1 protein-coding gene is annotated in these 16,391 nt (G+C 66.5%); it reads right to left on the reverse strand.

What is annotated here, in order from left to right; genetic code table 11:
* Positions 1–168: 168 nt before the first annotated feature.
* Complete coding sequence (locus OG884_RS00840) at positions 169–16,311, reverse strand: non-ribosomal peptide synthetase (protein ID WP_326641104.1); 16,143 nt, start codon at positions 16,309–16,311, stop codon at positions 169–171.
* Positions 16,312–16,391: the final 80 nt, after the last annotated feature.

The raw sequence follows: 16,391 nt of genomic DNA on the forward strand, positions 1-16,391 counted from the left end.
TAGTGCTCCACACCTTTCCTATTCAGATGAACCAAACGTTCGGTCCATGTGCCGTGAAAGGGTGGTAGTGCTCCACACCTTTCCTATTCAGAATCTCTTTCACGATCCGCTGTCGCGACAATGGTTTTGCCCCGCCACGGGATCAGCGCGTCAGGCACGATCGGCCTCCTATTCCTTCGGGATGATCTCCTTGGCGAGGACTCGGCTGATCTCAGCCAGCGGCTCGGGCTGCAGCATCTCATCGTGCCCGCAGTCGATTCGGTGGTTGTCGACGGTCTCCGCGAACGGCGTCCAATCGCCCGGGGTGTTTTCGCGGCCGGCCACGAAGTGCAACATCCGGCCTCCGACCCTGCCGGGCCGGTGAGCCAGGTTCAGCTCGACGTTCGCACGCCATGCGGCGACCACGTTCATCAACTGTTCCTCTGTCGCCAGCACCGCGAGGTTGTGCTCGTGCCTGAGGATCTCCAGTACCTCGGCCGCCGAAGGCCGCTGCGGCGCCGCATGCCCGAAGAGGGCAAGGATGGCTCGCAGCAGTTCGGTATCGCTGGTCAGCTCCACCTCGCCTGCCTCGGCCACCGGGTGGCTGTCCAGGCTGGCCAGCAACGCGACGGTCTGCCCTGCCTGCTGCAACTGCCGCGCCATCTCATGGGCGACCACACCGCCGAATGACCAGCCCAGCAGGTGGTAGGGCCCTTCGGGCTGGACGGTGCGGACCTGCTCGAGATAGTCGGCCGCCATCTGCTCGACACTTTCCGGTACCCGGTCCGGCTCCAGCATGCCCCGCGCCTGCAGGCCGTACACCGGGAAGTCCGGGCCGAGCTGCGCGGTCAGCGCGATATACGGCCAGGCGACGCAGCCCACCGGGTGCACGCAGAAAATCGGCGTATGATGCCCTGTCACCCGCAGTGGCAGCAACACCTCAAACGAGTTGACCGAGCCACTGACATCCGCGCGCCCGGCCAGGCCCGCCACCGTCGGCGTGTCAAACAGGTCCCGAATGGAAAGTTCAGCATCGACCGTGTTGCGGATCCTGCTGATCAGCTTGACGGCCTGTAGCGAATGGCCGCCCAGGTCGAAGAAGCTGTCGTCGATGCCCACGGTGTCGACGCCGAGTACCTCGGCGAACAGGGCACACAGAGCTTCTTCCCGCAGGTTGCGTGGCCCGCGCGGCACAGGCGCCGACATGGAGTCCGGAGCCGGTTCTGGTAGCGTTTCACGGTCCGACTTGCGGCGTTCGAGGAACTCCAACTGGCCGTCCGGCCGATACACCACCCGGTCACCGGTGCGATACAGCCGGCCCTGGCCGAACGGGCTGGCCACGAACACCGCCGCGGTGCGGGCCGAGTCGTTCAGGTATCCGCGGCCGACACCCACACCGCCCACATACAGCTCACCCGGCACCCCCACCGGAACCGGCTGCAGGTCATCACCGAGCACATAGAGCTGGGTGTTGCGGACAGGCCGACCGATCGGGGTACGCAGCCCCGCAACCTCACCGGGGTTACGGATCACCGCATGAGTGACATCATCGGAGCACTCGGTCGGGCCGTAGGCGTTCATCACCGGGACGGCCGGGTAACTCTGGAGCCAGCGGCGGCACAACTCCGCCGGCAACGCCTCCCCGGTGACCAGCAGCCACCGCAACCCCGGCTCAGCCACCGTCACTTTGGTATCCAGGGCGGCTCGCAGCAGGGAGGGCACCACCTCCAGCACCGTCACACCCGGAATGCCGAACAACCGTTGTGGATCCATCGCGGTCTCGCGGGAGACCACCCGCACCCGCGCGCCCACGATCAGGGCGGCCAGCATCTGCCACACCGAGATGTCGAACGTCAACGGCGCGTTCTGCACCACCACATCCGACGAATCCAGCCCGAGATCCTCCACCTTGGCCAGCAGATGGTTGACCATCCCGCGCCGGTGCACCATCGCCCCCTCGGGCCGGCCCGTCGACCCCGAGGTGTAGATCACGTAGGCCAGGTCGTCCTCGGCCCCCCGCACCGGGCCCAGGTCGCCGTCCGTCGCGTCGTCGAACACCAGCACCCGCACGCCACCGGCCCCGACGGCCTCGCGGGCCAGATCCAGATACTCCGGCGCCGCGATCAGCACCTCGATGCCGCTGTCGGCGATCAGATCCGCTATGCGGGCCACCGGCGCGGCCGGGTCGAAGGGCACATACGCCCCCCCGGCGCCGAGAGCGCCCAGCACCGCCGACACATACCGGACACCCGGATCGCCGAGCAATCCCACCAACGCGCCCCCCGGCAGCTTCTTGGCCACCGCGTTCGCCCGAGCGACCAACTCCCGATACGACACCGAACCCGCATCGTCCAAGACCGCGACACCATCCGGAGCAGCCACAGCCCGCTCACGAACCCGCTCCACCACACCCGCGAAACCACCCTCGACCGCCGACGAATTCCACTCCACCAACAACCGGCGACGCTCCTCCTGCCCGAGCACATCAATGGCGCTCAACGGCGCATCCACGCCAGACACCATGCCGTTGAGAACGCGGACCAGTTGCTCCGACATCCGCTGAACCGTTGCACAGTCGAACAGGTCGGTGGCGTACGTGACGAGCACGCCGATGCTGCCATCATCGTGTTCGTCGAAGTCGAATTCGAGATCGAAGTCCGCGGCGGGCGCGTTGAGGGGCTCGACACCGGCGTCCAGGCCGGGCAGCTCGACCCGTGCGGCCGCGTTGTTCTGCAGCACCATCATCACCTGGAACAACGGCTGCCGCGACTGAGACCGAGCCGGATTGATCATCTCGACCAATCGCTCGAACGGGACATCCTGATGCGCGAACGCCGCCAGATCGGCATCCCGCACCCGGCCCAGCAACTCCCGCACCGTCGGATCACCGGACAAGTCGGTGCGCAACACCAGCGTGTTGACAAAGAACCCGACAAGATCATCGAGGGCGTCATCGGTCCGGCCCGCCACCGGGCTGCCCAGCGGGATGTCCGTGCCCGCACCCAGCTTGCTCAACAACACAGACAGCCCAGCCTGCAACACCATGAACAGGCTCGCCCCAGTCTCACGCCCGAGCTCAGCCAACCCCCGATACAACAGCGCATCCAACTCAAAAGTGACCGTCTCACTCCGATAGCTGGCGATCGCCGGACGCGGCCGATCGGCCGGCAGCGCGATCTCCTCGGGCAAGCCGTCGAGCGTCTTGGTCCAGAACCCCAGCTGCTCCGAAATCAGGCTCTGCTCGTCATCCTCACTCCCCAGCAGCTCCCGCTGCCACAACGCGTAATCCACATACTGCACCGGCAACGGCTTCCACTGCGGCACCATCCCCGAGCTGCGTGCTTCATAGGCCGCCGCGAAATCACGCGCCAGCGGCATCATGGACCAGCCGTCACCGGCGATGTGGTGCAACACGACAAGCAGCACATACTCAGACTGGCCGAGCACGTATAGCTCGGCCCGCACCGGCAACTCCGCAGTCAGGTCGAAACCGCCCGAGCAAGCGGCCGGGATCGCGGCCGGGAGTTCCGCCTCGGTGACCGACCTGACCACGAGTTTGGGGCTGTCGCTCCTGATGACCTGCACCGGCCGGCCGTCGACCTCCGGATACACCGTGCGCAGCACCTCGTGCCGCTCCACCACATCGGCCAGGGCAGCGGCCAAGGCATCCCGGTCCAGGCTGCCCCTCAGCCGGAGCAGCATCGGGATGTTGTAGGTCGCCGAGGCCCCTTCGAGCAGGTTGAGGAACCACAGCCGCCGCTGGCCGAACGACAACGGCAACTCGCCCGGCCGCGGCCCGGCCACCAGCACCGGCCGGCTCCGGCCCTCATCACCCATCCGTCCGACCAGACCCGCCACCGTCGGCGCGTCGAACACATCCCGCACCGACAACTCAACACCCAACGCGCCACGGATCCGGCTGATCAACCTCACCGCGAGCAGTGAATGCCCACCCAGATCGAAGAAGCTGTCATCGATGCCCACCGAGTCGACGTCGAGGACCTCGGCGAACACCGAACACAGGGCCTCCTCCCGCGGGTTGCGCGGGGCACGGCCCGAAGCCGGGGTCGTGAAGTCCGGCGCCGGCAACGCTTTGCGGTCCAGCTTGCCGTTCGAGGTCAGCGGTAGTGCGTCAAGGATCATGAACACCGCGGGGACCATGTAGTCCGGCAGCAGAGTGGCGACGTGTGCCTGGAGCGCGTCAGGCTCGACCTGGCCCACCACGTAGGCGACCAGATGCTGCTCACCGGCGGTGACGACCGCGTTCCGCACCCCGTCGGCCGACCGGATCGCGGTCTCGATCTCACCCAGCTCGATCCGATGCCCGCGGATCTTCACCTGGAAATCACGACGCTCCAGGAACTCCAACTGCCCATCCGGCCGATACACCACCCGGTCACCGGTCCGATACAACCGGCCCCCACCAAACGGGCTGGCCACGAACACCGCCGCAGTCCGGGCCGAGTCGTTCAGATACCCGCGGCCGACACCCACACCGCCCACATACAACTCACCCGGCACCCCCACCGGAACCGGCTGCAGATCATCACCCAGCACATACACCCGGGTGTTGCGAACAGGCCGACCGATCGGGGTACGCAACCCCGCAACCTCATCAAGGCTACGGATCACCGCACCCGTCACACCGTCGGAACACTCCGTCGGGGCATAAACGTTCATCACCGGGACAGCCGGGAAACGCTGAAGCCAGCGGCGGCACAGCTCCGCCGGCAGCGCCTCACCGGCCGACTCCAGCCACCGCAACCCCAGCTCGGGAACCGGGACACCCGCATCCCACACATCCAGAGCGGCCCGCAGCAGGGAGGGCACCACCTCCAGCACCGTCACACCCGCAATGCCGAACAACCGTTGCGGATCCATCGCGGTCTCGCGGGAGACCACCCGGACCTGCGCGCCCACGATCAGAGCGGCCAGCATCTGCCACACCGAGATGTCGAACGTCAACGGCGCGTTCTGCACCACCACATCCGACGAATCCAGCCCGAGATCCTCCACCTTGGCCAGCAGATGATTGACCATCCCCCGCCGGTGCACCATCACACCCTTGGGCCGGCCCGTCGACCCCGAGGTGAACATCACATACGCCAGATCATCCTCACCCCCCAGCGCCGGGGCCAGATCACCGTCCACCGCATCGTCGAACACCAGCACCCGCACGCCACCGGCCCCGACGGCCTCACGGGCCAAGTCCAGATACTCCGGCGCGACGATCAGCACCTCAACACCGCTGTCGGCGACCAGACCAACGGTCCGAGCTACCGGCGCCGACGGATCAAAGGGCACATACGCCCCCCCGGCGCCGAGAACGCCCAGCACCGCCGACACATACCGGACCCCCGGGTCGCCGAGCAATCCCACCAACGCACCCGCCGGCAACTTCTTGGCCACCGCGTTCGCCCGAGCGACCAACTCCCGATACGTCACCGAACCCGCATCGTCCAAGACCGCGACACCATCCGGGGCAGCCACAGCCCGCTCACGAACCCGCTCCACCACACCCGCGAAACCACCCTCGACCGCAGGCGGATTCCACTCCACCAACAACCGGCGACGCTCCTCCTGCCCGAGCACATCGATCGCACTCAACGGCGCGTCCACGCCAGACGCCATGCCGTCGAGAACGCGGACCAGTTGCTCCGACATCCGCTGAACCGTCGCGCGGTCGAACAGGTCGGTGGCGTACGTGACCAGCACACCGACACCGCCATCACCGTGCTCGGTGAAATCGAAATTCAGGTCGAAGTCCGTAACCGAGGGGCGGAGCGGGTCGACGGTGGCGTCCAGGCCGGTCATCTTGACCTGTGCGGCCGCGTTGTTCTGCAGCACCATCATCACCTGGAACAACGGGTGCCGCGACCTGGTCCGGGCGGGGTTAAGTACGTCGACCAGCCGCTCGAACGGCACATCCTGATGCGCGAACGCCGCCAGATCGGCATCCCGCACCCGGCCCAGCAACTCCCGAACCGTCGGATCACCAGACAGATCCGCACGCAACACCAGCGTGTTGACGAAGAACCCGACAAGATCATCCAGGGCGTCATCGGTCCGACCGGCGACCGGGCTGCCCAGCGGGATGTCGGTGCCCGCCCCCAGCTTGCTCAACAACACCGACAGCCCAGCCCGCAACACCATGAACAGGCTCGCGTTGTTCTGCCTGGCCAGCACCTCCAGCCCGGACGTGAGTTCCGGAGTGAGCACGAACTCGAACGCGTCGCCCTGGTAGCTGGCAATCGCCGGACGCGGCCGATCGGCCGGCAGCGCGATCTCCTCCGGCAACCCCTCCAGCGTCCTGGTCCAGAACCCCAGCTGCTCCGAAATCAGGCTCTGCTCGTCATCCTCACTCCCCAGCAGCTCCCGCTGCCACAACGCGTAATCCACATACTGCACCGGCAACGGCTTCCACTGCGGCGCCATCCCCGAGCTGCGTGCTTCATAGGCCGCCGCGAAATCCCGCGCCAATGGCATCGCCGACCAGCCGTCACTGGCGATGTGGTGCAACACGACAAGCAGCACATACTCAGACTGGCCGAGCACGTATAGCTCGGCCCGCATCGGCAACTCCGCAGTCAGGTCAAAACCGCCCGAGCAAGCGGCCGGGAGTTCCGCCTCGGTGACCGACCTGACCACGAGTTCGGGCCGGTCACTCCTGATGACCTGCACCGGCCGGCCGTCGACCTCCGGATACACCGTGCGCAGCACCTCATGCCGCTCCACCACATCGGCCAGGGCAGCGGCCAATGCGTCCTGGTTCAGCTCACCGGTCAACCGCAAGGTCATCCGCAGGTTGTAGGTCGCCGAGGCCCCGTCGAGCAGGTTGAGGAACCACAGCCGCTGCTGGCCGAACGACAACGGCAACTCACCCGGCCGCGGCCCGGCCACCAGCACCGGCCGACTCCGGCCCTCATCACCCATCCGCCCGACCAGACCCGCCACCGTCGGCGCGTCGAACACATCCCGGACCGACAGCTCAACACCCAACGCGCCACGGATCCGGCTGATCAACCTCACCGCGAGCAGTGAATGCCCACCGAGATCGAAGAAGCTGTCATCGATGCTGACGGTGTCGACGCCGAGGACCTCGGCGAACACCGAACACATGGCCTCTTCCCGCGGGTTGCGCGGGGCACGGCCCGAAGCCGGGGTCGTGAAGTCCGGCGCCGGCAACGCTTTGCGGTCCAGCTTGCCGTTCGACGACAAGGGCAGCTCATCCAGCGTGACATAGACCGCAGGCAGCATGTATTCCGGCAGCAAACCGGTCAGATACTCCCTCAGCACAGCGGTATCCAGCGCCCCGGCCGCCGGTACCACGTAGGCGACCAGGTGCTGCTCGCCGGTGGTCACCACCGTGTTCCGCACCCCGTCGGCCGACCGGATCGCGGTCTCGATCTCACCGAGTTCGATCCGGTGTCCACGAATCTTCACCTGGAAGTCGCGGCGCTCCAGGAACTCCAACTGCCCATCCGGCCGATACACCACCCGGTCACCCGTCCGATACAACCGGCCCCCACCAAACGGGCTGGCCACGAACACCGCCGCAGTCCGGGCCGGGTCATTCAAATACCCACGACCGACACCCACACCGCCCACATACAGCTCACCCGGCACCCCCACCGGAACCGGCTGCAGGTCATCACCCAGCACATAAAGCTGGGTGTTGCGAACAGGCCGACCGATCGGGGTACGCAGCCCCGCAACCTCACCGGGGTTACGGATCACCGCATGAGTGACATCATCGGAGCACTCGGTCGGGCCGTAGGCGTTCATCACCGGGACGGCCGGGTAACTCTGGAGCCACCGGCGGCACAACTCCGCCGGCAACGCCTCCCCGGTGACCAGCAGCCACCGCAACCCCGGCTCAGCCACCGTCACTTTGGTATCCAGGGCGGCCCGCAGCAGGGAGGGCACCACCTCCAGCACCGTCACACCCGCAATGCCGAACAACCGTTGCGGATCCATCGCGGTCTCGCGGGAGACCACCCGGACCTGCGCGCCGACGATCAGGGCGGCCAGCATCTGCCACACCGAGATGTCGAACGTCACCGGCGCGTTCTGCACCACCACATCCGACGAGTCCAGCCCGAGATCCTCCACCTTGGCCAGCAGATGATTGACCATCCCGCGCCGGTGCACCATCGCCCCCTTGGGCCGGCCCGTCGACCCCGAGGTGAACATCACATACGCCAGGTCGTCCTCAACCCCCCGCACCGGGCCCAGGTCGCCGTCCGTCGCGTCGTCGAACACCAGCACCCGCACGCCAGTGGCGACCTCACGAGCCAGGTCCAGATACTCCGGTGCGACGATCAGCACCTCGATGCCGCTGTCGGCGATCAGATCCGCTATGCGGGCCACCGGCGCGCCCGGATCAAAGGGCACATACGCCCCCCCGGCGCCGAGCACGCCCAGCACCGCCGACACATACCGGACCCCCGGATCGCCCAGCAATCCCACCAACGCGCCCCCCGGCAACTTCTTGGCCACCGCGTTCGCCCGAGCGACCAACTCCCGATACGACACCGAACCCGCATCGTCCAAGACCGCGACACCATCCGGAGCAGCCACAGCCCGCTCACGAACCCGCTCCACCACACCCGCGAAACCACCCTCGACCGCAGGCGGATTCCACTCCACCAACAACCGGCGACGCTCCTCCTGCCCGAGCACATCGATCGCACTCAACGGCGCATCCACGCCAGATGCCATGCCGTTCAGCACCCGCTCCAGCCGGGCTGAAATCTCCTGAACGGTCGCGCGGTCGAACAGGTCGGTGGCATACGTGACAAGCACGCCGATGCTGCCATCATCGTGTTCGTCGAAGTCGAATTCGAGATCGAAGTCCGCGGCGGGCGCGGTGAGGGGCTCGACACCGGCGTCCAGGCCGGGCAGCTCGACCCGTGCGGCCGCGTTGTTCTGCAGCACCATCATCACCTGGAACAACGGCTGCCGCGACTGAGACCGAGCCGGATTGATCACCTCGACCAGCCGCTCGAACGGGACATCCTGATGCGCGAACGCCGCCAAATCGGCATCCCGCACCCGGCCCAGCAACTCCCGCACCGTCGGATCACCGGACAAGTCGGTGCGCAACACCAGCGTGTTGGCAAAGAACCCGACAAGATCATCGAGGGCGTCATCGGTCCGGCCCGCGAACGGGCTGCCCAGCGGGATGTCCGTGCCCGCACCCAGCTTGCTCAACAACACCGACAGCCCAGCCCGCAACACCATGAACAGGCTCGCGTTGTTCTGCCTGGCCAGCACCTCCAGCCCGGCCGTGAGTTCCGAGGTGAGCACGAACTCGAACGCGTCGCCCCGGTAGCTGGCGATCGCCGGACGCGGCCGATCGGTCGGCAGCGCGATCTCCTCGGGCAAGCCGTCGAGCGTCTTGGTCCAGAACCCCAGCTGCTCCGAAATCAGGCTCTGCTCGTCATCCTCACTCCCCAGCAGCTCCCGCTGCCACAACGCGTAATCCACATACTGCACCGGTAACGGCTTCCACCCCGGCACCATCCCCGAACAGCGTGCTTCATAGGCCGTAGCGAAATCACGCGCCAGCGGCATCATGGACCAGCCGTCACTGGCGATGTGGTGCAACACGACAAGCAGCACATACTCAGACTGGCCGAGCACGTATAGCTCGGCCCGCACCGGCAACTCCGCAGTCAGGTCGAAACCGCCCGAGCAAGCGGCCGGGATCGCGGCCGGGAGTTCCGCCTCGGTGACCGACCTGACCACGAGTTCGGGCCGGTCGCTCCTGATGACCTGCACCGGCCGGCCGTCGACCTCCGGATACACCGTGCGCAGCACCTCGTGCCGCTCCACCACATCGGCCAGGGCAGCGGCCAACGCGTCCCGGTCCAGGCTGCCCCTCAGCCGGAGCAACATCGGAATGGTGTAGGTCGCCGAGGCCCCTTCGAGCACGTTGAGGAACCACAACCGCCGCTGACCGAACGACAACGGCAACTCACCCGGCCGCGGCCCGGCCACCAGCACCGGCCGGCGCCGACCCTCATCACCCATCCGCCCGGCCAGACCCGCCACCGTCGGCGCGTCGAACACATCCCGCACCGACAGCTCAACACCCAACGCGCCACGGATCCGGCTGATCAACCTCACCGCGAGCAGTGAATGCCCACCCAGATCGAAGAAGCTGTCGTCGATACCCACCGAGTCCACATCGAGGACCTCGGCGAACACCGAACACAGGGCCTCCTCCCGCGGGTTGCGCGGGCCACGGCCCGAAGCCGGGGTCGTGAAGTCCGGCGCCGGCAACGCTTTGCGGTCCAGCTTGCCGTTCGACGACAAGGGCAGCTCATCCAGCGTGACATAGACCGCAGGCAGCATGTATTCCGGCAGCAAACCGGTCAGATACTCCCTCAACACAGCAGTATCCAACGGCCCGGCCGCCGGTACCACGTAGGCGACCAGGTGCTGCTCGCCGGCGGTGACGACCGCGTTCCGCACCCCGTCGGCCGACCGGATCGCGGTCTCGATCTCACCCAGCTCGATCCGATGCCCGCGGATCTTCACCTGGAAATCACGGCGCTCCAGGAACTCCAACTGCCCATCCGGCCGATACACCACCCGGTCACCGGTCCGATACAACCGGCCCCCACCAAACGGGCTGGCCACGAACACCGCCGCAGTCCGGGCCGAGTCGTTCAGATACCCGCGGCCGACACCCACACCGCCCACATACAACTCACCCGGCACCCCCACCGGAACCGGCTGCAGATCATCACCCAGCACATAGACCTGGGTGTTGCGAACAGGCCGACCGATCGGGGTACGCAACCCCGCAACCTCATCAAGGCTACGGATCACCGCACCCGTCACACCGTCGGAACACTCGGTCGGGGCATAAACGTTCATCACCGGCACAGCCGGGTAACGCTGAAGCCAGCGGCGGCACAGCTCCGCCGGCAGCGCCTCCCCGGCTGACTCCAGCCACCGCAACCCCAGCTCGGGAACCGGGACACCCGCATCCCACACATCCAGAGCGGCCCGTAGCAGGGAGGGCACCACCTCCAGCACGGTCACACCCGAGATGCCGAACAGCTGTTGCGGGTTCATGGCGGTCTCCCGGGAGACCACCCGCACCTGCGCGCCCACGATCAGAGCGGCCAGCATCTGCCACACCGAGATGTCGAACGTCAACGGCGCGTTCTGCACCACCACATCCGACGAATCCAGCCCGAGATCCTCCACCTTGGCCAGCAGATGATTGACCATCCCCCGCCGGTGCACCATCGCCCCCTTGGGCCGGCCCGTCGACCCCGACGTGAACATCACATACGCCAGGTCGTCCCCAACCCCCCGCACCGGGGCCAGATCGCCGTCCGTCGCGTCGTCGAACACCAGCACCCGCACACCACCGGCCCCGACGGCCTCGCGGGCCAGATCCAGATACTCCGGTGCGGCGATCAGCACCCCGATGCCGCTGTCGGCGACCAGACCCGCGGTGCGGGCCACCGGCACGCCCGGATCAAAGGGCACATACGCCCCCCCGGCGCCGAGCACGCCCAGCACCGCCGACACATACCGGACCCCCGGATCGCCCAGCAACCCCACCAACGCACCCGCCGGCAACCTCTTGGCCACCGCGTTCGCCCGACCCACCAGCTCCCGATACGACACCGAGCCGGAATCATCGGTGACCGCGACATGATCCGGAGCAGCCACAGCCCGCTCACGAACCCGCTCCACCACACCCGCGAAACCACCCTCGACCGCAGGCGGATTCCACTCCACCAACAACCGGCGACGCTCCTCCTGCCCGAGCACATCGATCGCACTCAACGCCGCATCCACGCCAGATGCCATGCCGTCGAGAACGCGGACCAGTTGCTCCGACATCCGCTGAACCGTCGCGCGGTCGAACAGGTCGGTGGCATACGTGACCAGCACACCGACACTGCCATCACCGTGCTCGGTGAATTCGACGAACAAGTCGTCGTCAATGGCCGGGCTGATGAGCGGTTCGGTGCTCACCTCCAGGCCGGCCAGTTCGATCCGTGCGGCCGCGTTGTTCTGCAGCGCCATCATCACCTGGAACAACGGGTGCCGCGACCTGGACCGGGCCGGGTTGAGCACATCGACCAGCCGCTCGAACGGCACATCCTGATGCGCGAACGCCGCCAGATCGGCATCCCGCACCCGGCCCAGCAACTCCCGCACCGTCGGATCACCGGACAAGTCGGTACGCAACACCAGCGTGTTGACAAAGAACCCGACAAGATCATCGAGGGCGTCATCGGTCCGGCCCGCCACCGGGCTGCCCAGCGGGACGTCCGTGCCCGCACCCAGCTTGCTCAACAACACAGACAACCCGGCCTGCAACACCATGAACAGGCTCGCGTTGTTCTGCCTGGCCAACACGCCCAGCCCGGCCGTGAGTTCCGGAGCGAGCACGAACTCAAACGCGTCACCCCGGTAGCTGGCGATCGCCGGACGCGGCCGATCGGCCGGCAGCGCGATCTCCTCCGGCAACCCCTCCAGCGCCCTGGTCCAGAACCCCAGCTGCTCCGAAATCAGGCTCCGCTCGTCATCCTCACTCCCCAGCAGCTCCCGCTGCCACAACGCGTAATCCACATACTGCACCGGCAACGGCTTCCACCCCGGCACCATCCCCGAACAGCGTGCCTCATACGCCGCAGCGAAATCACGCGCCAGCGGCATCGCCGACCAGCCGTCACCGGCGATGTGATGGATCACCAACAGCAACACGGACTCGGTCGGACCGAGGATGAACAGCTGAGAACGGATCGGCAACTCGCCGATGAGATCGAACCCGGCCGAACACGCGGCCTGGATCGCGCCCGGCAACTCCGCCTCGATCACCTCGCTGATCACCAGCTCAGGCCCCTGGCCCTTGATCTCTTGCACCGGCCGGCCGTCGACCTCCGGATACACCGTGCGCAGCACCTCATGCCGCTCCACCACATCGGCCAGGGCAGCGGCCAATGCGTCCCGGTCCAGCTCACCGGTCAACCGCAAGGCCACCGGAATGGTGTAGGTCGCCGAGGCCCCTTCGAGCACGTTGAGGAACCACAACCGCCGCTGGCCGAACGACAACGGCAACTCACCCGGCCGCGGCCCGGCCACCAGCACCGGCCGACTCCGGCCCTCATCACCCATCCGCCCGGCCAGACCCGCCACCGTCGGCGCGTCGAACACATCCCGGACCGACAGCTCAACACCCAACGCGCCACGGACCCGGCTGATCAGCCTCACCGCGAGCAGTGAATGCCCACCGAGATCGAAGAAGCTGTCGTCAATACCCACCGAGTCCACATCGAGGACCTCGGCGAACAAGGCACACAACACTTCCTCACGCGGATCACGCGGCCCACGCCCCTCAGCGGTGGCCGTGAAGTCCGGCTCCGGCAACGCTTTACGGTCCAGCTTGCCGTTCGAGGTCAGCGGTAGTGCGTCAAGGATCATGACCACCGCGGGGACCATGTAGTCCGGCAACAGGGCGGCGACATGTGCCTGGAGTGCGCCGGGCTCGACCTGGCCCACCACATAGGCGACCAGGCGCTGCCGATCGGCGGTGACCACCGTGTTCCGCACCCCGTCGGCCGACCGGATCGCGGTCTCGATCTCACCGAGTTCGATCCGGTGTCCACGAATCTTCACCTGGAAGTCGCGGCGCTCCAGGAACTCCAACTGCCCATCCGGCCGATACACCACCCGGTCACCCGTCCGATACAACCGGCCCCCACCAAACGGGCTGGCCACGAACACCGCCGCAGTCCGGGCCGGGTCATTCAAATACCCACGACCGACACCCACACCGCCCACATACAGCTCACCCGGCACCCCCACCGGAACCGGCTGCAGGTCATCACCCAGCACATAAAGCTGGGTGTTGCGAACAGGCCGACCGATCGGGGTACGCAGCCCCGCAACCTCACCGGGGTTACGGATCACCGCATGAGTGACATCATCGGAGCACTCGGTCGGGCCGTAGGCGTTCATCACCGGGACGGCCGGGTAACTCTGGAGCCACCGGCGGCACAACTCCGCCGGCAACGCCTCCCCGGTGACCAGCAGCCACCGCAACCCCGGCTCAGCCACCGTCACTTTGGTATCCAGGGCGGCCCGCAGCAGGGAGGGCACCACCTCCAGCACCGTCACACCCGCAATGCCGAACAACCGTTGCGGATCCATCGCGCTCTCCCGGGAGACCACCCGCACCCGCGCGCCCACGATCAGGGCGGCCAGCATCTGCCACACCGAGATGTCGAACGTCAGCGGCGCGTTCTGCACCACCACATCCGACGAGTCCAGCCCGAGATCCTCCACCTTGGCCAGCAGATGATTGACCATCCCGCGCCGGTGCACCATCGCCCCCTTGGGCCGGCCCGTCGACCCCGAGGTGAACATCACATACGCCAGGTCGTCCTCAACCCCCCGCACCGGGCCCAGGTCGCCGTCCACCGCGTCGTCGAACACCAGCACCCGCACGCCAGTGGCGACCTCACGAGCCAGGTCCAGATACTCCGGTGCGACGATCAGCACCTCGATGCCGCTGTCGGCGATCAGATCCGCTATGCGGGCCACCGGCGCGGCCGGATCAAAGGGAACATACGCCCCCCCGGCGCCGAGCACGCCCAGCACCGCCGACACATACCGGACACCCGGATCGCCGAGCAATCCCACCAACACACCCGCCGGCAACTTCTTGGCCACCGCGTTCGCCCGAGCGACCAACTCCCGATACGACACCGAACCCGCATCGTCCAAGACCGCGACACCATCCGGAGCAGCCACAGCCCGCTCACGAACCCGCTCCACCACACCCGCGAAACCACCCTCGACCGCCGACGAATTCCACTCCACCAACAACCGGCGACGCTCCTCCTGCCCGAGCACATCAATGGTGCTCAGCAGCTGGTCCGCGGGCGCGGTGGTAAAGGTGTCAAGAAACGCGGTGAAACGCGCGAGATGCGCCTCCACATCCGCCACGTCATACAGGTCGGTGTTCGCATTCATCTCTACGCGCAGGCCGCCGTCCTCACTGTCGTGCATAAGAATCGTGAGATCGTCGCTGGGCGCGGTTGTCAGGTCGAACACCTTCACCGTCGCGGTGCCGAAGCTCATCCGGCCGAAGATATTCGCCACGTTAACCTCGGGACCAACCGGACGACGGTCCTCGGGTGAAAGTCCCATCATCTGCCGGATCTCCCGGGTGCGGAAACGCTGATGACGCACAACGAGACCCACCTCCCGCGACGCGTGCGCCAGCACATCACCCCGGCCCATCCCCGGCCGAACAGCCAACACCAACGGCACCAAATTCGCACGCATACCAGGAGTCGCCTTGGCGACAGCCGACGTACGCGCGGTCACCGGCAACGACAACACCACATCACCAACCCCGGTAACCCGCTGCACATAACACGCCGTCGCCGCGATCAGATACGTCGGCCACGCGACACGATGCCCCCACGCCACCGCCCGCATCCGCTCCGCAACCCCCACCCCCAAAGTCACACCACGACGCACGAAGGTACGCACCGCGGTGATCGGCCGGCTCGACATGCTCGTCAACTCCACCGGCCCCGCGAACCTCCCCGCCCAAAACCCGCGATCCTTCTCGAACCGCGCCGATTCCCGGTAGGCCAGCTCCTCCTCGATCAAACCCGCCAACGGCGGAAACACACCATCCCCGTACGACCGGCCCTCCTGAACCGCGGTATAAATCCCCGCCACACGAGCGACAAACAAAGCCTCACTAAAACCATCCCACAACAAATGATGAGCACGCTGATACAACACCGCACGATCCGGGCCAACCCTCAGCAACGCGAACCGGAACAACACCGGCGCATCCAATGCCACCACAGTCCCGGCATCAGCCCGCATCCACCCCAGCGCCGCCCCATCAGGATCAACCTCGCCCGTGAAATCAACGACCGAGAACTCCCAATCCTCACAAGGAACCACCGTCTGCCGCACTTCATCACCAACAATGCCGAACCGGACCCGCAGGCACTCCGCCTCCCCCACGGCCACCCGCACAGCCCGCTCCAACAGCGCTACATCAAGATCACCCTCAATAACGTAATACTCCGCGATATTCCAGATCGGATTATCAGGATCAAGCTGCTGGGCAAACCAAACCTCCAGCTGAGCAGCCGACAACGGCAAACTACAACCTGAACCCCGCAGCTCATTCATCTTCCACAAGCTCCTCGACACGCTGGGACTCATCGAACTGAACCCGCCGCTCGCCGGCACCAAGACCAGGATCATGCGTCGACCGGGCAGGACTATCCGTATCGCCTTGACCGTGCATCCTGTACGCCGCATCTACCAGATCGACTACCCGTCTCTCCCTTCCATCCAGCCGGCGCCGCCTCACCGGACATAGGCGACTCCCATCGCCATAA

Source organism: Streptosporangium sp. NBC_01755, assembly GCF_035917995.1.
GTDB lineage: Bacteria > Actinomycetota > Actinomycetes > Streptosporangiales > Streptosporangiaceae > Streptosporangium.